This is a genomic window from Bradyrhizobium sp., assembly GCF_016219575.1.
Taxonomy (GTDB): domain Bacteria; phylum Pseudomonadota; class Alphaproteobacteria; order Rhizobiales; family Xanthobacteraceae; genus Bradyrhizobium.
In genome coordinates this window covers 173,169-191,872 of record NZ_JACRMG010000001.1, presented here as the reverse complement: position 1 = coordinate 191,872, position 18,704 = coordinate 173,169, and the positions used below count along the sequence as shown (strand labels likewise).

At 64.3% G+C, this 18,704-nt stretch carries 20 protein-coding genes; 12 read left to right on the top strand and 8 right to left on the bottom strand.

Annotation, left to right across the window (positions count from 1 at the left end; all coding sequences use genetic code 11):
• Positions 1–4 precede the first annotated feature (4 nt).
• Entirely contained in the window at positions 5–1,405 is a 1,401-nt protein-coding gene (locus HZB49_RS00885) for an amidase family protein (RefSeq protein ID WP_291608545.1), read from the bottom strand.
• 211 nt (positions 1,406–1,616) lie between these two features.
• The gene (locus HZB49_RS00880; protein WP_291608544.1) at positions 1,617–1,874 is read right to left on the bottom strand and encodes a hypothetical protein; all 258 of its coding nucleotides are present in this window, start codon (positions 1,872–1,874) and stop codon (positions 1,617–1,619) included.
• Positions 1,875–2,176: 302 nt separating this feature from the next.
• Between HZB49_RS00880 and pqqA the strand changes: the two genes are divergently transcribed.
• The 10 genes from pqqA to HZB49_RS00830 all read left to right on the top strand — a co-directional run bounded on the left by pqqA (position 2,177) and on the right by HZB49_RS00830 (position 12,160).
• Positions 2,177–2,257: a pyrroloquinoline quinone precursor peptide PqqA gene (gene pqqA, locus HZB49_RS00875; protein WP_012029362.1), complete on the top strand. Its 81-nt coding sequence runs from the start codon at positions 2,177–2,179 to the stop codon at positions 2,255–2,257.
• Positions 2,258–2,394: 137 nt separating this feature from the next.
• On the top strand, positions 2,395–3,324 hold the full coding sequence (gene pqqB, locus HZB49_RS00870; protein WP_291608543.1) for a pyrroloquinoline quinone biosynthesis protein PqqB: 930 nt from the start codon (positions 2,395–2,397) through the stop codon (positions 3,322–3,324).
• 20 nt (positions 3,325–3,344) lie between these two features.
• Positions 3,345–4,100: a pyrroloquinoline-quinone synthase PqqC gene (gene pqqC, locus HZB49_RS00865; protein ID WP_291608542.1), complete on the top strand. Its 756-nt coding sequence runs from the start codon at positions 3,345–3,347 to the stop codon at positions 4,098–4,100.
• Positions 4,101–4,110: 10 nt separating this feature from the next.
• Positions 4,111–4,419 (top strand): pyrroloquinoline quinone biosynthesis peptide chaperone PqqD, encoded by a 309-nt coding sequence (pqqD, locus tag HZB49_RS00860; RefSeq protein WP_291608541.1) that lies wholly within the window; start codon positions 4,111–4,113, stop codon positions 4,417–4,419.
• Positions 4,416–5,612: a pyrroloquinoline quinone biosynthesis protein PqqE gene (gene pqqE, locus HZB49_RS00855; protein WP_291608540.1), complete on the top strand. Its 1,197-nt coding sequence runs from the start codon at positions 4,416–4,418 to the stop codon at positions 5,610–5,612. The genes pqqD and pqqE overlap by 4 nt, the downstream gene beginning before the upstream one ends.
• Positions 5,602–6,579, top strand: coding sequence for a prolyl aminopeptidase (gene pip, locus HZB49_RS00850; protein ID WP_291608539.1), 978 nt, complete (start codon positions 5,602–5,604; stop codon positions 6,577–6,579). Before pqqE ends, pip begins: the two co-directional genes overlap by 11 nt.
• Positions 6,580–6,591: 12 nt before the next feature.
• Positions 6,592–7,260, top strand: a complete 669-nt coding sequence (locus HZB49_RS00845; protein WP_291608538.1) for a DUF4286 family protein — start codon at positions 6,592–6,594, stop codon at positions 7,258–7,260.
• Between the two features lie 231 nt (positions 7,261–7,491).
• The gene (locus tag HZB49_RS00840; protein WP_291608537.1) at positions 7,492–9,291 is read left to right on the top strand and encodes an FAD-dependent oxidoreductase; all 1,800 of its coding nucleotides are present in this window, start codon (positions 7,492–7,494) and stop codon (positions 9,289–9,291) included.
• Positions 9,261–11,108: a 2-oxoacid:acceptor oxidoreductase subunit alpha gene (locus tag HZB49_RS00835; protein ID WP_291608536.1), complete on the top strand. Its 1,848-nt coding sequence runs from the start codon at positions 9,261–9,263 to the stop codon at positions 11,106–11,108. The genes HZB49_RS00840 and HZB49_RS00835 overlap by 31 nt, the downstream gene beginning before the upstream one ends.
• A complete protein-coding gene (locus tag HZB49_RS00830) occupies positions 11,105–12,160 on the top strand; it encodes a 2-oxoacid:ferredoxin oxidoreductase subunit beta (protein WP_291608534.1) in 1,056 nt (351 codons plus the stop codon). Before HZB49_RS00835 ends, HZB49_RS00830 begins: the two co-directional genes overlap by 4 nt.
• Positions 12,161–12,293: 133 nt before the next feature.
• Here HZB49_RS00830 and HZB49_RS00825 read toward each other — a convergent pair whose 3' ends face one another.
• Together HZB49_RS00825 and HZB49_RS00820 are read right to left on the bottom strand one after the other, a co-directional pair.
• On the bottom strand, positions 12,294–12,536 hold the full coding sequence (locus tag HZB49_RS00825) for a DUF308 domain-containing protein (protein ID WP_291608533.1): 243 nt from the start codon (positions 12,534–12,536) through the stop codon (positions 12,294–12,296).
• A 6-nt stretch (positions 12,537–12,542) separates the two neighbouring features.
• Positions 12,543–12,881: a DUF308 domain-containing protein gene (locus HZB49_RS00820; RefSeq protein WP_291608532.1), complete on the bottom strand. Its 339-nt coding sequence runs from the start codon at positions 12,879–12,881 to the stop codon at positions 12,543–12,545.
• A gap of 236 nt (positions 12,882–13,117) precedes the next feature.
• On the opposite strand from HZB49_RS00820, the gene HZB49_RS00815 reads away from it, so the two are divergent.
• Together HZB49_RS00815 and HZB49_RS00810 are read left to right on the top strand one after the other, a co-directional pair.
• A complete protein-coding gene (locus HZB49_RS00815; RefSeq protein ID WP_291608531.1) occupies positions 13,118–13,735 on the top strand; it encodes a hypothetical protein in 618 nt (205 codons plus the stop codon).
• 11 nt (positions 13,736–13,746) lie between these two features.
• Entirely contained in the window at positions 13,747–14,196 is a 450-nt protein-coding gene (locus HZB49_RS00810) for a DsrE family protein (protein WP_291608530.1), read from the top strand.
• A 33-nt stretch (positions 14,197–14,229) separates the two neighbouring features.
• Here HZB49_RS00810 and HZB49_RS00805 read toward each other — a convergent pair whose 3' ends face one another.
• From HZB49_RS00805 to HZB49_RS00790, 4 genes are read right to left on the bottom strand one after another with little or no spacing between them, the layout of a single operon-like run.
• On the bottom strand, positions 14,230–15,249 hold the full coding sequence (locus HZB49_RS00805) for an efflux RND transporter periplasmic adaptor subunit (RefSeq protein WP_291608529.1): 1,020 nt from the start codon (positions 15,247–15,249) through the stop codon (positions 14,230–14,232).
• 32 nt (positions 15,250–15,281) lie between these two features.
• On the bottom strand, positions 15,282–15,986 hold the full coding sequence (locus tag HZB49_RS00800; protein WP_291608528.1) for an ABC transporter ATP-binding protein: 705 nt from the start codon (positions 15,984–15,986) through the stop codon (positions 15,282–15,284).
• Positions 15,983–17,116 carry an ABC transporter permease gene (locus tag HZB49_RS00795; RefSeq protein WP_291608527.1) on the bottom strand — a complete coding sequence of 378 codons (1,134 nt, stop codon included), beginning with the start codon at positions 17,114–17,116 and terminating at the stop codon, positions 15,983–15,985. The genes HZB49_RS00800 and HZB49_RS00795 overlap by 4 nt, the downstream gene beginning before the upstream one ends.
• Positions 17,117–17,161: 45 nt before the next feature.
• The gene (locus HZB49_RS00790; protein WP_291608641.1) at positions 17,162–18,364 is read right to left on the bottom strand and encodes an acyltransferase; all 1,203 of its coding nucleotides are present in this window, start codon (positions 18,362–18,364) and stop codon (positions 17,162–17,164) included.
• Between the last annotated feature and the right edge of the window lie 340 nt (positions 18,365–18,704).

Here is an 18,704-nt window from a genome sequence, read left to right as displayed (position 1 = left end):
CGCGTCAGCTTGCGGGATCGACCGGCGAGGCCGGCACGCCGCCCGCCTCGATCGCCTCGCCGGCGGCAAGGCAAAGGTCCTCGCGATAGCGGCCGGACACCACCTGCACGCCGACCGGCACGCGACCGACCAGCCCCGTGGTGACCGTCAGGCCCGGCAGTCCCATGAAGGGGATAGCGATCTGCGTCAATTGCGCCTTCCACACCCGCGCAAAGGACGCATCGTCCTTGCGGTCGAGGTGATCGGGGAACGGCAATTCGCCGGACACCGGCATGACCAGCACCGCATATTTTTCCAGGAACAGCAGCCATTCGCGCGCCAGCGTGGCGCGGCGCACCAGTGCCTTGGAGAAAGAAGCCGCATCGAACGGAAACACCTTGGCCTTGTTGCCGCGGAGGCATGCGAGCGCGCCGGGATCGCCTTCGCGTTCGGCCGCCGCAAGCTGCGCCTCATAATTGTCGCCGAGCCAGAGCTTGGTCTGCCAGTCGGCGGCCTCGCGCAGCGGCGGGATGGCGGTGACCTCCTCGACGGTCCACCCCGCGCGCGCCAGCCGCTTGCCGGCATCGGCAACCGCAGCCTTCACTTCCGGCACCGCATCGAGCCCGTCAGGGTCGAGACAGATCGCGGCGCGCTTTTCTCGCTTCATGCCCTCCAGCGGTGCCGGCACCCACCAGGGGTCGCGGGGATCGAAGCCCGACATCGCGGCGAGCGAAATTCTGAGATCGGCAATGGTGCGCGCCAGCGGTCCGGACACTGCGCTGATCTGCGCCGCTATCGTGCGCTCGGGCAGCGCGGCGTTGAAGGCTGCGATGCGCCCGACCGTGGGCCGCAGGCCGTGCACGCCGTTGGCATAGGCGGGATAGCGGATCGAGCCCGCGATATCGGTGCCGTGCGCGATATGGCCGATGCCGGCCGCGACCGCCGAACCCGCGCCGCCCGAGGAGCCGCCCGGGGTGATGCCGGGATCGCGCGGATTTTTGGTATCGCCATGCACGAGATTGGTGGTGAACCAGCGATAGGAGAACGCAGGGCAATTGGTGCGGCCGAGAATGACGGCGCCGCATTTGCGCACATTGTCGATGACCGGACTGTTGTCCTTCGCGATCGCATCCTTCTGGATCTTCAGCCCGTTGGTGGTGGCAAAGCCTGCCTGGTCGATATTGACCTTCACCGTGACGGGCACGCCGGCGAGCACGCCCGGGTCTTCGCCGCGCGCGATCTTCGCGTCGACAGCGGCCGCCTCCGCCAGCACCTCGGCCGGCTTGTGATCGACCACCGCGTTGAGTTTCGGGTTGACCGCATCGAGCCGCGCCAGCGCCGCAGTCGCCGCTTCCTTGGCCGATACCTTCTTCGATTTGATCAGGGCAGCCAAATCCGTGGCCGACAGACGCCAGAGGTCCTGCATTACCAGCTCCGTGTTCTCAGCGGTCTTGTAACGCCGGATCGAGGGCAAGGCCAGCGGGGCCGGCCGCGCCATCTGCCTGTGCGGGAAGCTGGACGGGAATTGAGCTTGCTGGAGCTTGTTCGCTTCCGATTGAATCAGAACCGAAGCTCTAGATTCTTGATTTGACGCGTTTTCTTCACGCGAACCGGTATCCACTTCGCTTGAAAACGCTCTAATGCTTCGTCATCGAGGCGTTGCCGCCGTCGAGAAGCGCTTCCGCAAAGGGAAATTCCAGCACGATCTCGCCGTCGTCGTCGGTCACTTCGACGGTGGCGTTGAGCAGGCGCTCGTCGGTACCTTCGCTGCGCAACAATTCCAGGATCATGGCGCGGGCCATTTCCCAGGCACGGTCGGGGTTGCGCAGTTCCTCGCCTTCGGGGTCGGCAATCAGCTCATCGCCGATCCGCGTATGGAAATAATATCTGGGCATGAAATGGAACTGACCTTCGGCTTGAACGCGTGTCGGGCGCAGGATTGTCACACCCAGCTTATTGGAGGGCTAGGATGCCCGCGCCACCTGGACATCGCCATTACCAATCCGTCCGACAACCCGTGAAATACCTGATCTCACGCCATTTTGAGCCAAATGCCGCACTCGATCCAGCAAATTGTTTCGCGCCGCAACATGAACACGCAGAGGTTTATGACACAAAGATTCCACTGGCGAACTTTCCGATCCGCGATACCTTATCTGTCAGGGCGCACGTCGTCCGGTTCAATAAGGAGAGCCTAATGGCCTGGAAAGCACCCAAGATCGTCGAAGTGCCGGTCGGCATGGAAATCAACATGTATGCGTGCGCCGCCCGCAAGTAAGCGGAAGCGCTTCCTTCACGTTTTGACGCAGGTGGATTTCCGGGCGTGACACGTTCCCGAATGCGAGGGCGTGGCTCAGCCGGGTGTCCACCTCGAAACGTTTCTGAAGCCGGATTTCTGGAGCCGAGGGACGGGTCATGCTTCGCATCGTCGTCCTCGGTGCGGCCGCAGGCGGCGGTGTTCCGCAGTGGAATTGCGGATGCCGGGTTTGCCGGCAGGCGCGAAACGGGAATCCGGAACTGACCAGCACACAGGCATCGATCGCGTTCAGCCGCGACGGCGCGAACTGGTTTCTGGTCAATGCATCGCCCGATCTGCGCCAGCAACTGACCGCGACACCGCAGCTGCATCCCGCAGCGGGAAAGCTGCGCCACAGCCCGATTGCCGGCGTGATCCTCACCAATGGCGAGATCGATGCCGTCGCGGGCCTGTTGTCGATGCGCGAGGGCTCGCCGTTCTCGATCTATGCGCACGGCCGCGTGCTGGCGATTCTCGCGACCAACAGCATCTTCAATGTGCTGGGCGAGAACAACGTGGCGAGGCGGCCGATCGAGGTGAACCGGCCGTTCGAGCCCACCCTGCGCGACGGCTCGCCGTCCGGCATCGAAGTGCTGCCTTTCGAGGTCACCGGCAAGGGCGCCTGGTATCTCGAGGGCAAGCCGCATCCGGCGGGAGCCGACGGCGTCGGCGACACGCTCGGGCTTCGCATTGCCGACAAGACGAGCGGACAATATTTCTGCTTCGTCGCCGCCTGCGCCCGCGTCACCGACGACCTGAGGGCCCGCCTCAGGGGCGCACCGCTGGTCTTGTTCGACGGCACGGTGTGGCGCGATGACGAACTGATCGCGGCCGGCCTCGGCCAGAAGACGGGGCAGTCGATGGGACACCTGTCGATGTCGGGCGATCATGGCGCGATCGAGAGCCTGGCCGGTCTGGACATTGCGCGGAAGGTGTTCTTGCATATCAACAACTCCAACCCGGCGTGGCTGAAGGGTTCCGACGAGCGCAAGGCCCTCGAACGCGCCGGCTGGCAGATTCCCGCCGACGGAACGGAGATCACGCTGTGAACGTGGTGCCTACAAGTGGAATGACCGCCCTCTCCATCGGCAAGGGCATCCGGCTCGATACGCCGGAGGATCTGGAGGCGACGCTGCGCCAGATCGGCGCCACGCGTTATCACAGCCTGCATCCGTTCCATCGGCTGCTGCACGGCGGCAAGCTTGGCAAGGGCCAGGTGCAGGCCTGGGCGCTGAACCGCTACTACTATCAGAGCACGATCCCGCTGAAGGACGCCGTCGTGATCTCGCGCTTCCGCGACCGCGCCATCCGCATGGAATGGCGCCATCGTATCGAGGACCATGACGGCTATCCCGACAGCGAAGGCGGCATCGAGCGCTGGCTCAAGCTCACCGAAGGCCTCGGCCTCGACACGGCCTACGTGGAATCGACCGAAGGCATTCTGCCGGCGACGCGCTTTGCGGTCGAAGCCTATGTGCATTTCTGCCGCGACCGCACGCCGCTCGAAGCCATCGCCTCCTCGCTGACCGAACTGTTCGCGCCGAGCATTCACGAGGAGCGCATCGCCGGCATGCTGAAGCATTATGATTTCGTGAACCCCGACATCATGAGCTACTTCAGCCGCCGCCTGACCCAGGCGCCGCGCGACGCCAACTTTGCGCTGGATTTCGTCAGGAAGAACGCGAGGACGCAAGCCGAGCGCGAAGCCGTCTGCAATGCGCTGATCTTCAAGACCAACGTGCTCTGGGTGCAGCTCGACGCGCTCTACCACGCCTATGTCGAGGGCCACATTCCGCCGGGCGCGTTCGTGCCCAAGACAAGCTGAGACGAGAGCGATGGCGGGCCGCAACATAGAGGTCAGCGAAGCCAGCCGGGCGGTGCTGCCGCGTCACGCCAGGCTGAAATTCGACGAGACGCGAAAGGTCTGGGTGATCCTCGCGCCGGAACGCGTGCTGGTGCCGGACGAGGTCGCCGTCGAAGTGCTGCAGCTCTGCGATGGCCGGCGCAGCGTTGCCGATGTCGTCGACCTGCTTGCCGCCAAATATGCTGCGCCCCGCGAGGCGATTGCGACTGACGTCATCGCCATGCTGCAGGACCTCGCCGACAAGGGTTTTCTGACGGAAGCCCGCGAGAAGACGTCATGAGTGCGGCCACGACCGACATCAAGACAACGGGTGCCGACGGGCTGGCGGCGCTGGAATCGCGCTCGGCTGCCGAAACCTTCGGCATTCCGCTCGCGGTGCTCGCCGAACTCACCCACCGCTGCCCGCTGCAATGCCCCTATTGCTCGAACCCCGTCGAGCTCGACCGAGCCGGCAGCGAGCTCACGACCGAGGAGTGGAAGAAGGTCTTGAGCGAACTAGCCGAGATCGGCGTGCTGCAAATCCATTTCTCCGGCGGCGAGCCGACGGCGCGCAAGGATCTGGTCGAGCTGGTGCAGCACGCGACCGATGTCGGACTCTACACCAACTTGATTACGTCGGCGGTGCTCCTCACGAAAGACAAGCTCGCGGCTCTGGCGGAGGCAGGCCTCTGCCACGTCCAGATCAGCTTTCAGGGCAATGAGCCCGTCATCGCCGACCGCGTCGCCGGACTGAAGAATTCGCACGAGAAGAAGATCGAGGTCGCGAAGTGGACGCGCGAACTCGATCTGCCGCTGACGGTGAACGCGGTGATGCACCGGCAGAACCTGCACCAGCTTGCCGACATCATCCAGATGGCGGTCGATCTCGATGCCGACCGGCTGGAAGTCGCCAATGTGCAGTATTACGGCTGGGCGCTGAAGAACCGCGCCGCGCTAATGCCGACGCTGGCGCAGATCGAGGAGACCAGCCGCATCGTCGAGGAGGCGCAGGCGCGGCTCAAGGGCGTGCTGACCATCGACTATGTCGTGCCTGACTATTACGCATTGCGGCCGAAGAAATGCATGGGCGGCTGGGGCCGGCAGTTCTTCAACATCTCGCCGGCCGGCAAGATCCTGCCCTGCCACGCCGCGGAGACCATCACGGGCCTCGAATTCGAGTCGGTACGATCAAATCATTCCATTGCCTGGATCTGGCAGAACTCCGAAGCCTTCAATCGTTACCGCGGCACCGGCTGGATGCCGGAGCCGTGCAAGTCCTGCGAATTCCGCGAGGCCGATTTCGGCGGCTGCCGCTGTCAGGCCTTTGCGCTGACGGGCGATGCCGGCAATACCGATCCGGCCTGCTCGTTCTCGCCGCTGCACGAGAAGATCTTCCATCAGGCCGAGCAGGACGCTTCGTCCGGCCAGAACCTGTTCCTCTATCGCAATTTCGCCGGCGGCACGCCGGAGACGGAAGGCGGCCATGGCGCCTGACGTCGATGTCGGCCGATCGCGCACCGATCCGTTTGCCCCGTTGACCTCCGAATATCTCGCGGTCGGCGACGGCCACGAGGTCTATGTCGAGAGCGTCGGCCGCGTTGGCGGCATTCCCGCGGTCTATCTGCACGGCGGACCCGGCAGCGGATGCCAGGCGGATCATCGCCGCCTGTTCGATCCAGAGCGCTTTCATGCCGTGCTGTTCGACCAGCGCGGCGCCGGCCGCAGCCGCCCGAAGGGCGGGCGCGAGCACAACACCCTGCCGCATCTGATCGCGGACATGGAAGCAATCCGCGAAAAATTCGGCTTCGAGCGCTGGATGATGGTCGGCGGCTCCTGGGGCGCGACGCTGGCGCTGGCCTATGCGCAGGCCCATCCCGACCGCGTCAGCGGCATCGTGCTGCGTGCGACCTTTCTCGGCACGGTCGAGGAGATCGCGGACGGATTCCTGAATTCGCTGCCCCGCCTCTATCCCGGCCTTGCCGATGATTTTCTAAGCCTGCTCACGCCGGACGAGCGCGCGGAACCGCTGCACGCCTATTTCCGCCGCATCCTCGATCCCGACCCGGCCATCCACGGCCCGGCGGCGCGGGCTTGGCACGATACCGAGCGCATCCTGAGCGAACACGGACCGAGCCGCACGAGGCTCGATCTCGAGGCGCTGCATTCGTCGCGTGCCCTGCCGGCGTCGCCGTTCATGGAAGCGCATTATTTTTCCAACAACTCCTTCATGAAGCCGAGCCAGCTGATGGCGGAAGCGCACCGCCTCGCAGGCATTCCCGGCATCATCGTGCAGGGCCGCTACGATCTGCTGTGCCCGCCAAAAACCTCGCACGCCCTTGCCTCGGCATGGCGCGACGCCGAAATCCGCATCGTCGAAGGCGCCGGCCATACGCTGTACGATCCCGGCGTGCGCGACGCGGTGATGCGGGCGATTGCGGACATGGCGTCGAAAATCAAATAGCAGGAGCGACCAATGCCGATGGCTGGAAAGGGCATGCTGCTGACGTCGATGGATATCGATGCCGCTCATGAAGCCGAGTTCAACCGTTGGTACGATCGCGAGCACCTGGAGGAGCGCGTTGCGATCGACGGCTTCCTCGAAGCCCGGCGCTACGTCGCCCAGATCGGCAAGCCGAAATATCTCAGCCTCTATTCCACCGCGACCTTCGAGGTGCTGGACAGCCCGGCCTATCGCTCGGCACTGGCGAACCAGACGGCGTGGTCGAAGGCCAATATCAACAGGTTCAAGAACATGATCCGCGCGGTGGCGCGCGTCACCGTCAGCCACGGCGTCGGCCGGGCGGCAGCGCTCGGCATCATCCGCCTGCGCCCCGGCGGCGGCAAGGACAAGCTGCGCGCCGCGCTTGATGCCCTGCTCGATCCCGCCGATCTCGACGGCATCATTTCCATGCACCTGATCGAGAGCGATCCTGCCCTGTCGAAGCCGCTGACCAGGGATGCCGCGGCATCCGATCCCGGCGCCGGCGACTGGTTCGTGCTGATCGACGCCACCAGCGTGCATGCGGTTCCAAAGGCCACGGCGCGCATCGTCGAAAATGCCGCGATCAAGCCGCTGCTGGTAACCAACGGCGTCTATCGGTTGCTGTTCGATCTCGCCAAAAGCGACTTGCCCACACGCTGATTTGCAGTGCAACGGGTATGTTGCAGTGCCGCAAGTGCGTGCCGACACGAATGTTTGAGCACTACAGCCATGAAAACTGGAGATGAGACAAAATTGCCCTTTGTACGGCGTGTTGAATGGCTCTAATAAGATAAGCCTATGATCCAATTCAGAAACGAGAAGAACGCAGGCCAAGCGTTCGAAGCCTAGACAAGGCCGCGCCGTCCTTGAAACGGCGCGGGCAAGGGAAGAATGAAACCGACCGACATCTCGGCGCCCGACTACTTCCACAAGGTGGTCGATTGCCAGTGGGCTTGTCCCGCGCACACCCCCGTTCCTGAATACATCCGCTTGATCGCAGAAGGCCGCTACAGCGACGCCTACATGATCAATTGGCGATCGAACGTGTTTCCCGGAATCCTGGGACGCACCTGCGACCGGCCGTGCGAGCCCGCCTGCCGCCGCGGCCGCGTAGAGGAAACACCAGTCGCGATCTGCCGCCTGAAGCGCGTCGCCGCCGACTTCAAGGACGACGTCAGGCATCGCATGCCCAGGCCCGGTCCGAAGAACGGCAAGCGCATTGCGCTGGTCGGTGGCGGTCCCGCCTCGCTTGCGGTGGCGCGCGATCTTGCGCCCCTCGGCTATCACTGCACCGTGTTCGATTCCGACCCCAAGGCCGGCGGCATGATGCGGAGCCAAATTCCGAAATTTCGCCTGCCCGACGCCGTGATCGACGAGGAGACCGACTACATCCTCAACCTCGGCATCGAGTTCAAGGGCGGTCACCGCGTCGACAGCCTGAAGAAGCTGCTTGCCGAGAACTACGATGCGATCTTCGTCGGAAGCGGCGCGCCGCGCGGCCGTGAACTCGACATTCCCGGCCGCAAGGAAGCGGCCAAGAACATCCATATCGGAATCGACTGGCTCTCCAGCGTTTCGTTCGGTCACACCGAAAAGATCGGCAAGCGCGTGATCGTGCTCGGCGGCGGCAACACCGCGATGGATTGCTGCCGCACCGCGCGCCGCCTCGGCGGCGACGAAGTCAAGGTCGTGGTGCGCTCCGGCTTCGAGGAAATGAAGGCCTCGCCCTGGGAAAAAGAAGACGCCATGCATGAGGACATTCCGATCCTCAACTTCATGGTCCCGGTCGCCTTCATCCACGACAACGGCAAGCTCACCGGCGTCACCTTCCAGAAGGTGAAGGCCGAATATGATGCCATGGGCCGCCGTAACCTCATCCCCTCGGGCGAGCCGGACGAGACTATCGAGTGCGACGACGTGCTGGTCGCCGTCGGCCAGGAGAACGCCTTCCCCTGGATCGAGCGCGATTGCGGCATCGAGTTCGACAAGTGGAACATGCCGAAGGTCGATCCGAAGACCTTTGCCTCGACCAATCCGAAAGTGTTCTTCGGCGGCGACGCGGCGTTCGGTCCGAAGAACATCATCTGGGCGGTGGCGCACGGCCATGACGCCGCGCTGTCGATCCACAAGATGATCTCCGGGGAGGACATCAACGAACGGCCGCTGCCGGAAGTGCATGTCACCTCGCAGAAGATGGGCATCCACGAGTGGAGCTACGACAACGACATCTCCACCGACCAGCGCTTCAAGGTGCCGCACCGCGACAAGGTGATCGCGCTAAAGGACATCCGCGCCGAGGTCGAACTCGGCTATGACGTCAAGCTCGCGCTTGGCGAGGCGCACCGCTGCCTGAATTGCGACGTGCAGACCGTGTTCTCTGCACCGCTCTGCATCGAGTGCGACGCCTGCGTCGACATCTGCCCGATGGACTGCATCACCTTCACGGAGAACGGCGAAGAGGATGATCTGCGGCAGCGGCTGAACGCACCGGCGCCGCATCACGACCAGGCCCTCTATGTCCAGGACGGGCTGAAGACCGGCCGCATCATGGCGAAGGACGAGGACGTCTGCCTGCATTGCGGCCTGTGCGCCGAGCGCTGCCCGACCGGCGCCTGGGACATGCAGAAATACCTCATCGATATGACTCACGCGGGATCCACATGCCAGAGCAAAGCCCGATCAGCAGCGTAAACGACTTCGTCGTCCGCTTCGCCAACGTCAACGGCTCGGGTTCGGCCAGCGCCAACGAGCTGTTCGCGCGCTCGATCCTGCGCCACGGCGTGCCGGTCTCCCCGCGCAACATCTTCCCCTCCAACATCCAGGGCCTGCCGACCTGGTACGAGGTGCGCGTCACCGAGGCCGGCCATCTCGGCGCTCGCGGCGGCGTCGACCTTATGGTGGCGATGAACCCGCAGACCTGGGACAAGGACGTCGCCTCGATCGAGCCCGGCGGCTATCTGTTCTACGATTCCACCAAGCCGATGCCTTCGTCGAAATTCCGCGCCGACATCAACGTGATCGGCGTGCCGCTGACTGCCATCACCAATTCGACCTACTCCGATCCGCGCCAGCGCCAGCTGTTCAAGAACATCATCTATCTCGGCGCGCTGTCCGCCCTGCTCGAGATGGACCCGAAGGTGATCGAGCAGCTGATCGGCGAACAGTACAAGGGCAAGGAAAAGTTGCTCTCCTCCAACGTTCACGCGCTGCATCTCGGCCGCGACTGGGCGCTGCAGAATTTGAAGTGCCCGATCGGGCTGCGCGTCAAGAAGGCCGACAAGGTCGGCGACCGCATCTTCATGGAAGGCAATAGCGCGGCTGCGCTCGGCGCGGTCTATGGCGGCGCCACCGTCTGCGCCTGGTATCCGATCACGCCGTCGTCGTCGGTGGCGGAAGCCTTCACCAGCCACTGCAAGAAACTGCGGCACGATCCCGAAACCGGCAAGGCGAAATACGCCATCGTGCAGGGCGAGGACGAACTCGCCTCGATCGGCATCGTGATCGGCGCTTCCTGGAACGGCGCCCGCGCCTTCACCGCGACCTCCGGCCCCGGCATCTCGCTGATGACGGAATTCATCGGTCTGTCCTACTTCGCCGAAATCCCGGCCGTCATCATGAACATCCAGCGCGCCGGCCCCTCGACCGGCATGCCGACGCGGACCCAGCAATGCGACATCATCGCCTGCGGCTATGCCTCGCATGGCGATACCAAGCATGTGATGCTGTTTCCGGAGGATCCCGCGGAAGCCTTCGAGTTCGCGGCGCAGTCCTTCGACCTCGCCGAGCGGCTGCAGACCACGATCTTCGTGATGCTCGACCTCGACATCGGCATGAACCACCGGCTGTGCCGCCCGCTGAAGTGGGACGACGCAAGGCAATATGACCGCGGCAAGGTGATGACCGCGGAGATGCTGGAAGAAGGCCGCGACTTTGGCCGCTATCTCGACGTCGACGGAGACGGCATCCCCTACCGCACCTATCCCGGCACGCATCCGACCAAGGGCAGCTATTTTACCCGCGGCACCTCGCGTGACCGCTATGCGCGCTATTCGGAAGAAGGCGCGGTCTATGTCGACAACATGCAGCGGCTGGTGCGCAAGTTCGAGACCGCGCAGGACATGGTGCCACGGCCCTTGCAGGCCAACGCCGGCAAGCCGACCAAATGCGGCGTGATCTATTTCGGCTCGACGTCGCCGGCGATGGACGAGGCGATCGGCCTGCTGGAAGCGAAAGGCCATCATCTCGACCGCCTGCGCATCCGCGCCTTCCCGTTCCACTCCAGCGTGGCGAGCTTCATCGCCGATCACGACTTCGTCTATGTGGTCGAGCAGAACCGCGACGCGCAGTTGCGGCAGCTGATCGTCAACGAGAACGGAATCGATCCGGTGCGGCTGGTGCCGATCCTGCATTACGACGGCACCCCGATCACCGCGCGCTACATCGCCAATGCCATCGGCGACCACCAGGACCACCTCAAGGTGACCCCCCTCCGCAAGGCCGTGTCATGACCTATATCGCCAAGCCGAAATTCCATCATCCGGGCCTGCCCAAGAACGAGCTGGGCTACACGCACCGCGACTATGAAGGAAAGATCTCCACGCTGTGCGCCGGCTGCGGCCACGACTCCATCACCGCCTCGATCATCGAGGCCTGCTACGAGCTGTCGATCGAGCCGCACCGGGTGGCGAAAATCTCCGGCATCGGCTGCTCCTCGAAGACGCCGGACTACTTCCTCGGCAATTCTCACGGCTTCAACTCGGTGCACGGCCGCATGCCGTCGGTGCTGACCGGCGCCAATCTCGCCAACCGCGAGCTGATCTATCTCGGCGTCTCCGGCGACGGCGACTCCGCCTCGATCGGCTTCGGCCAGTTCGCGCATTCCATCCGGCGTGGCGTCAACATGACCTACATCGTCGAGAACAACGGCGTGTACGGCCTGACCAAGGGCCAGTTCTCGGCCACCGCGGATTTCGGCTCGAAGTCGAAGAAGGGCGTGACGAATACCGACAACGCGATCGACCTCGTGGCGATCGCGCTGCAGCTCGGCGCCACCTTCGTCGCGCGCAGCTTCTCCGGCGACAAGACCCAGCTGGTGCCGCTGATCGCGGCCGCGATCCGCCACAAGGGCGCCTCCTTCATCGACGTCATCAGCCCCTGCATCGCCTTCAACAATCACGCGGGCTCCACCAAGAGCTTCGACTATGTGCGCGAGCACAATGACGCGGTGAACCGCCTCGACGTATTGGTCGGCCGCGATCCGATCTCGGTCGATTACGCGCCGGGCACGGTGCAGGTGGTGGAGCAGCACGACGGCACCAGGCTTGCGCTGCGCAAGCTCGATGCCGATTACGATCCGCATGATCGCCTGGGCGCACAGAATTTCCTGCAGAAGCACGCCGCCAAGGGCCAGATCGTCACCGGCCTGCTCTATGTCGATCCGGAAGCCGACGACCTGCACGCCCATCTCAACACCGTCGAGACCCCGCTCAACACGATGGACGAGAGGGCGCTCTGCCCCGGCTCCGCGGCGCTGGAAAAGATCAACGCCAGTTTGCGCTGAGATAAGCGCACACTGTTTGTGACTTGGTCATGGCCGGGCTCGTCCCGGCCATCCACGTTCTTGGAGCCGCTTCCAGGAAAGACGTGGATGCCCGGGACAAGCCCGGGCATGACGATGTGGACAATGGGGGGCTCTACCCCGCCGCCGGCTCGTGGCGGTGATTCTTCAGCCGGAACGCCAGCGCGACGAAGCTGATGCCGAACACGATCGAGTAGGCGGCGATCGCCCAGACCAGGCCGAGTGCGCCCGCGCCGGGCGCGATCAGCACGACCAGGCCGAACAGCACCGAGATCGCGCCGGAGAGGATCAGCATCCACTCATTGTCGATTTCCTTGCGGAGCTGGATGGCGCCGATGATCTCGAAAATGCCGTGCACCAGCGCTCAGGCTCCCATGAACAGGACCAGCAGGATCGCCGTGATGCCGGGCACCATGAAGGTGACGATGCCCGCGGCAATGCCGAGCAGTCCGACGATGACCAGCCACCAGGTCGGCGTCGGCTTTGCCCCGCCGGTGAAGGCCGCCACCAGCGCGATGACGCCGTCGACCAGCGCAAAGGCGCCGTAGAACAGCACCAGCGTCACCAGGGTGAGGCCGGGCCAGGCAAAGGCGAGCACGCCGAACACGATGGCGGCGATGCCGCGGAGCAGCAGCAGCCACCAGTTCTTGGCCAGCGCATGCAGCATCGGGCGGGGGGTGGTTATCGTTGACGATGTGGACATGGCGATCACCTCGGGGAAGCGAGCGCGGGACGCGGATACCTCGGCGCCCGGAAGTCGCTCAGGGCTCAACGGCAGGTAGCACAGGCAGGATATCCGATTGATGCGGACCCGTCGACGGCCGCCGCTGTCTCGAAAGCGGACAGCCCCATGTCGCGGCGACCGCCCGCGCCAATTGAACGCCCGCCCGGCGGGATGCGACTAACCGTCAAATCGTTGCTGTTTTCCGGGGATTGACGATGTGCACACCCCTGCGGCTCGCCTTGGCGGTGCTGGCCCTCCTTGCCAGCGCCGATGCTGCACTTGCGCAAGCGGAAATCGACAAGGCCCGGGCCACAGCCTTCGACAGGCGGCTGTTTGCCGGGCCGCTGGCGCCGAAGACGACCTATGCCTGCTTCGTGCGGACCTATGACGCCGAGCACCTGGCAAAACATCCGAAGCAGAAGGTCGCGGCGATGAAGCTATTGGTGACCGCCGAACATCCGCCGGACGAGAAGATCACCAACTATTCCTTCCGCCTCGGCGTGAAATTCCGCCACCGGTCGGGCAACTTCGACTCCTCGGGTTCCTGCAGTCATTTCATTCCGGAAGATGCCGGAGACGAAATCCGCCTCGGCTGCGGCGTCGACTGCGACGGCGGCGGCCTCAGTGTCGCGGTCGCCCGGGACGACAATTCGGCGGTGATCCGGCTCGAGCGCGTCCGTATCTGGCAGAACAACAAGCCGGATGACGAGGCGGAACACTCGCTGGTGGCCGGCGCCGATGATAAGATGTTCCGGCTCGACCGCACCGACACCAGGGAATGCGCGTCGCTGGTCACCGACCGTCAGGAACTCGCCGCTATCAGGCGCAAATGAAGGGGAATGCCATGCATCGACGCAACCTGTTGTGGGGAGTGCTTTCGGCGGTCGGCGGCGCGTTCGCGGCTTCGCCCGCAAGGGCAGCGACGGAAACGCCCGCGGCCGGGAAGCTGAAGGTGGTCTACCACCTCAACGACCTCGACAAGGTCAATTTCGTGCTCGGCAACATCCAGAACCATTTTGACGGCGTCGGCGGGCCCGACAACGTCACCATCGCACTGGTCATTCACGGCCAGGCGCTGAAGGCGTTCCATGCGGCCTCCGCCAATCCCGATGTCACAAAGCGGGTCGGGCAGTTCTCCAAGGCGGGCCTCGAGATGGCCGCCTGCGGCAACACCATGAAGTCGCAGCAGGTCACCGTGAACGAGCTGTTGCCGGGCTTTATCGCGGCCGAGAAGGGCGGCGTGGTGCGCATCGCCGAACTGCAGTCGCAGGGATATCTGTACCTGCGGCCGTGAAGCCAGCCGCGGGCCGGCGGCTGCGGCAACTCCTCAGCGGCCGGCGGTCTCGCCCGGCTTGAAATAGACGTCGACCTTCATCCCCGTCAGGGACTGACCTGTCTCCGTCAATTCGATCATCACCTCCACGACATTGACGTCGGATTGATTGCGCGGTCCCGATGTCTCCATGCGGCCGGGGCCGACCAGCGGCGCGATCGAAACGACCTTGCCCGTGAGTTCCTTGTCCGGAGACGCGGCGGCGCGCACCGATACAGCCTGCTTCATCCCGACGAAGGCGAGGTCGCGCTCGTCCAGTTCGGCACGCACGCACAGCGCGGAAATATCCGCAAGTTGCAGCAACGGCTGCGGCGACCCAGGCGAAACCGATTCCCCCGCGTGCACGTTGACCTGCAGCACGGTACCGTCGGCCGGCGCGCGCACCGTCATGTTGTCGAGGGCAGATCGCGCCACGGCGTATTCCGACCTGGCAATGCTGAGCTGGCCTTCCAGCACCGTGGGCAGCGGCGCATCGTCCTCGAGCGCCTGAAGCTCCTCCTCGCGTTTGGCAAGCTCGACCTTCGCTCCCGCCAATGCTGAGCGCGCCTTCGTCAACGCTTCGCTCGATCCGCCCTTGGCCCGCCATTCGGCAGCGGTTCGATCGACGATCGCGCGTACGGCATACACCTTCTCGTCGGCATCGGCTCTGGCGTCCCTTGCCTTGCGTAGCGTCCCTGCCCTTCCCGTCGCCGATTTCTCGTCGCGTGCGCGCTTGCGCAAGGCCACTTGCGATTCGGCTGCGGAGAGGCGCCCGGCGAGTTCGCCGTCGGCGAGACGGATCAACGGCTCGCCGGCGAACACACGGTCATTGGCCTTGACCAGCACCTTGTCGACGACCCCCGCAACGACAGCCCCGAGCTTGATCTGGCCGGAACAGGCTTCGATGCGGCCGGGCGCAACAGCCTGCCACCGCTTCTCCTCCGACCGGGCCGTCATGCCGCCCGCGGCCACCAGGACAAGGCCGGCGGCCCCCAATGCCGCGATTGCGAGCAGGGTTTTCCGGCATCCCGTCATGGATTCACGCTCCCGGCGGCTTTCAGATGAAATCATGATTGTTTGACGCCGTAGCGCTCCTCACGAACGATCCGTCCGTCCTCGATGTGAACGATCCGGTCGGCGAAGGGAAGCAGACGCGGATCGTGCGTCACGATCAGCACCGCGCGCCGTTGCTCCCTGGCAATCCCGCCGAGAATCTCCATGATGGCGCGGCCGTTCTCACCGTCCAGCGCCGCGGTCGGCTCGTCCGCGAGGATGATTGAGGGATTTCCGACGATGGCGCGGGCGATCGCGACGCGCTGCTGCTCACCGCCGCTGAGCTGGCGCGGGAATGCCTTCGTCTTGTGCGCGAGCCCGACCTTGGCCAGCGCCTCCCGCGCCCGGACTTTCGCCTTTCTGAAGCGCTCGCCGCGCACGTCGAGCGCCAGCCGGACATTGTCCGTTGCCGACAATGTCGGGAACAGATGGAATGACTGGAAGACAAAACCGACATGTTGCCGCCTGAGAAGCGCGAGATCCTCCGGTTCGGCGCCGGCGGTCGAGCGGCCGCAGATGCGGATCGTCCCCTCCGTCGGAGTCAGCATGCATCCGAGAATGGAAAGCAGCGTGGTCTTGCCGCTGCCGGAAGGCCCCATCAGCAAGGTCAGCTCGCCGCCGTCGAGGCTCAGGGTGACGCCCTTCAGCGCCGCCACCTTCCCGGCGCCGCTGCCAAGAACCTTCGCCACACCCTTTGCTTCGATCAGGGAGGCCGTCATCGCGAAAACACCATGGCAGGATCGATGCGTGTGACCTGAACGATAGCGGCGATCGCCGAGGCGATGCACATCGCGACGGTCAGTGCGAACAGCCCGATCATCAATCCCTGCGTGATGACGATCGGCAACGCCGTTGCCGCCGTCAGCTGCACGACGGCCTTGCCGACAAGTGCTGCGATGGAGAAGCCGATGACGGCATTGAGCAGCGCCTGACAGACGATCACCGCATAAATGTACCGCGAGGAGGAACCGATGGCGCGCAGGGTCGCGAATTCGGGGAGATGTTCCTTGGTGCTCGAATAGAGCGTCTGCGCCACGATGACGGTGCCGACGATGATGCCCAGCAGCGCCCCGGCGAAGAGCGCCGCGCCGGCGCCCGTGCTGAACAGCCAGAAGGTGCGGCTGCGCTCGCGGAACTCGGCCGACGTCAACACCTCGACATCGCTGAGGCGCGAGAGGAGCTGGCGGCGGACGGCAGCCCTGTCGGCGCCCGGATCGAGGCGGACCAAAAAATACGTCGCCTTGCCGTTCGGCACGCCGGTATGCGCCCGCGCCCGATCGACGTCCATGAACACAAACGGCGTCGTGGTGAACGAACGGATGCCGTCAGTCACGGCTGCGACCCGCACGAGCTGCTGGCGGATCTCGGCGGTCGCCCCCAATCCCGAAATCCCGAGCCGGTCGAAATAGGACCTGTCGACCGCCACGGCTTTCGGCGCCGACAGCGCCTCGATCCGGCCCTCCACCAGGTTCCAGGGCTGCAGGCCGCCGGCGCGCAGATCCGAACCCACGACGAAGACGGGAGTAGTCGCGCCGGTCGGCATGCGCCAATCCGCAAATCCGATCACGACGGGAATCGCATCCGCGACACCGTCGATCGCCAGCGCGCGGTAGCGCTCCCGCGTCTCCAGCAGCGAGGGATCCTCGAAGCATTTCGTTCCCTTCGGCATGATCCAGAGATCGGCAGACGCATGATCGATCATCGTGGTCACCATGCGGCCAAACCCGAAATACAGGCCCATCTGGATCATGACCAGGACGATGGAGAAGACGATGCCGATGATCGTCGCAACAAGGCGAAGCCGGTCATAGAAGAGATTGCGGAAGGCAAGGGTAAAGACCAGGGGCATGTTGCTGCAGCTCGACCTATTTTCCGTCCGTCGCCGGTTCGCTGCTCATGCGCGGCCTGCTCCGCGCATCATCGCATGCGCTCGCGACAGCAGGGAAGCATGATTCCAGGCCACGGCAATGGTCCAGCTCGCGGCCAGGGTGCCGGCGAACACGATCGCGGCCTTGCCGACCGCAAACAGCCCGCTGCCAAGCAACGCATACTGCAGCCAGACGGCGAAGACATAGTGGATCAGGTACATGCGGTAGGCATTGGCGGACAGGCTGTCGAATGCCCGCAGGCGCCAGCGCGCGAAGCGAAGGCAGAGCGACAGCGCGCAAAGGCAGCCGGCCGCACAGGCAACGACAAAGCCGATACCGGCGGCAAGCTTCGCGATCGCGGGTGCCGCGGCCCAATCGGCCATCGTCATGGCGGTCGGCGCTGCCCACAGCAGGAACCCGACAACAGCCGCGCCCAGCCATGCCGGCCAGCGGCGCGCCAGCGCGCCGTCGCAATCAAGCAGGCCACGGTCCAGGCCGATTGTCCCGAGCGCCATGCCCGCAAGGAAATAGACGAGATAGTGCAGCGGCCGGCTGAGCTGAAACGAGACGGGGCCGAAGCTGGTCCACTCGAAGGGTGAAAAGGTCAGCACCAACGGGAGATAGGCCAGCGCCGATGCTGCCAGCAGCACGACGAGGAACCGCGCGGGATCGGTCCCGATGGTCGGCAAGAGCGCGGCAAGACGTTGTTTGCCTCCCGGAAACGTCCGGTGCAACACGGCCGCGAGAAAGCTGAAGGCCAGCAATTGAGCCAGGAACCATTGCGGTCCGCATGGCCAGAACGGCAGCGCCAGCCAATGTTGCCAAAAGGCGGCAAGGCCGGGGTCGACCGCGGTCGTCCGATACGCGGCATAGTAGGCAAGCGGGGCCAGGAAAACGACGGCTAACACGATGGGCACGCCGATCCGGACCAGCCGTTCCGCCAGGAACCCGAAGCTTCCCTTGCGCTCAAGGCTCGAGGGCACGAACAAGCCCGACAAAAGGAACATGAGGCTCATGAGCCCCACATCCTGCCAGGCGCAGAACAGGTCGAAGCCAAACCATCGCTGACGATCCACGACCGGAAACGCCAGCCATTGATAGGGCGGACGATCGAAGGGAAACGGTTCGGCCGGAAGGGAAGCGAGATAAGGAAGGACGGAATGGAACGCCAATACAATAAGGATAACGACCGCTCGCAGATTGGTGAGGGCAATACTAGACCTACTCATCGCCACCCAAGCCCACCAAGGCCCACGCTGATCCATCGATGCGCCGCCACGGTCATGTCATCGGCACCATCTATCTGCTGCGCGCGCCTGCCTTGATTTAGCGCAACCTGGCGGCGAAAATGGATATTTCGCGGCCGAATATGCGACACTTGTGCGGCTGCGATGGAGATTTCTTCCTCGTCGTGGCAATTTGCCGCCGATCCCGGGCGTATTCATGCGCTCCGGGGGAGTTATCCCATTGTAGCCGCGCTATTTCCTCCCATTGGCCGCCGGGGCTGGTTGACATTCCACCCTCCCCCCCAGAAAGCTGAAACCCGAAAAGCCACCGGGCCGGAACAAT

Coding starts and splice junctions, on each gene's coding strand:
- HZB49_RS00810 (WP_291608530.1), top strand. CDS start 13,747: ATGCATCGACGCAACCTGTTGTGGGGAGTGCTTTCGGCGGTCGGCGGC.
- pqqC (WP_291608542.1), top strand. CDS start 3,345: ATGACCGCCCTCTCCATCGGCAAGGGCATCCGGCTCGATACGCCGGAG.
- pqqA (WP_012029362.1), top strand. CDS start 2,177: ATGGCCTGGAAAGCACCCAAGATCGTCGAAGTGCCGGTCGGCATGGAA.
- HZB49_RS00815 (WP_291608531.1), top strand. CDS start 13,118: ATGTGCACACCCCTGCGGCTCGCCTTGGCGGTGCTGGCCCTCCTTGCC.
- HZB49_RS00800 (WP_291608528.1), bottom strand. CDS start 15,986: ATGACGGCCTCCCTGATCGAAGCAAAGGGTGTGGCGAAGGTTCTTGGC.
- HZB49_RS00840 (WP_291608537.1), top strand. CDS start 7,492: ATGAAACCGACCGACATCTCGGCGCCCGACTACTTCCACAAGGTGGTC.
- HZB49_RS00835 (WP_291608536.1), top strand. CDS start 9,261: ATGCCAGAGCAAAGCCCGATCAGCAGCGTAAACGACTTCGTCGTCCGC.
- HZB49_RS00820 (WP_291608532.1), bottom strand. CDS start 12,881: ATGTCCACATCGTCAACGATAACCACCCCCCGCCCGATGCTGCATGCG.
- pqqB (WP_291608543.1), top strand. CDS start 2,395: ATGCTTCGCATCGTCGTCCTCGGTGCGGCCGCAGGCGGCGGTGTTCCG.
- HZB49_RS00795 (WP_291608527.1), bottom strand. CDS start 17,116: ATGCCCCTGGTCTTTACCCTTGCCTTCCGCAATCTCTTCTATGACCGG.
- pip (WP_291608539.1), top strand. CDS start 5,602: ATGGCGCCTGACGTCGATGTCGGCCGATCGCGCACCGATCCGTTTGCC.
- HZB49_RS00790 (WP_291608641.1), bottom strand. CDS start 18,364: ATGAGTAGGTCTAGTATTGCCCTCACCAATCTGCGAGCGGTCGTTATC.
- pqqD (WP_291608541.1), top strand. CDS start 4,111: ATGGCGGGCCGCAACATAGAGGTCAGCGAAGCCAGCCGGGCGGTGCTG.
- HZB49_RS00845 (WP_291608538.1), top strand. CDS start 6,592: ATGCCGATGGCTGGAAAGGGCATGCTGCTGACGTCGATGGATATCGAT.
- HZB49_RS00885 (WP_291608545.1), bottom strand. CDS start 1,405: ATGCAGGACCTCTGGCGTCTGTCGGCCACGGATTTGGCTGCCCTGATC.
- pqqE (WP_291608540.1), top strand. CDS start 4,416: ATGAGTGCGGCCACGACCGACATCAAGACAACGGGTGCCGACGGGCTG.
- HZB49_RS00880 (WP_291608544.1), bottom strand. CDS start 1,874: ATGCCCAGATATTATTTCCATACGCGGATCGGCGATGAGCTGATTGCC.
- HZB49_RS00805 (WP_291608529.1), bottom strand. CDS start 15,249: ATGACGGGATGCCGGAAAACCCTGCTCGCAATCGCGGCATTGGGGGCC.
- HZB49_RS00830 (WP_291608534.1), top strand. CDS start 11,105: ATGACCTATATCGCCAAGCCGAAATTCCATCATCCGGGCCTGCCCAAG.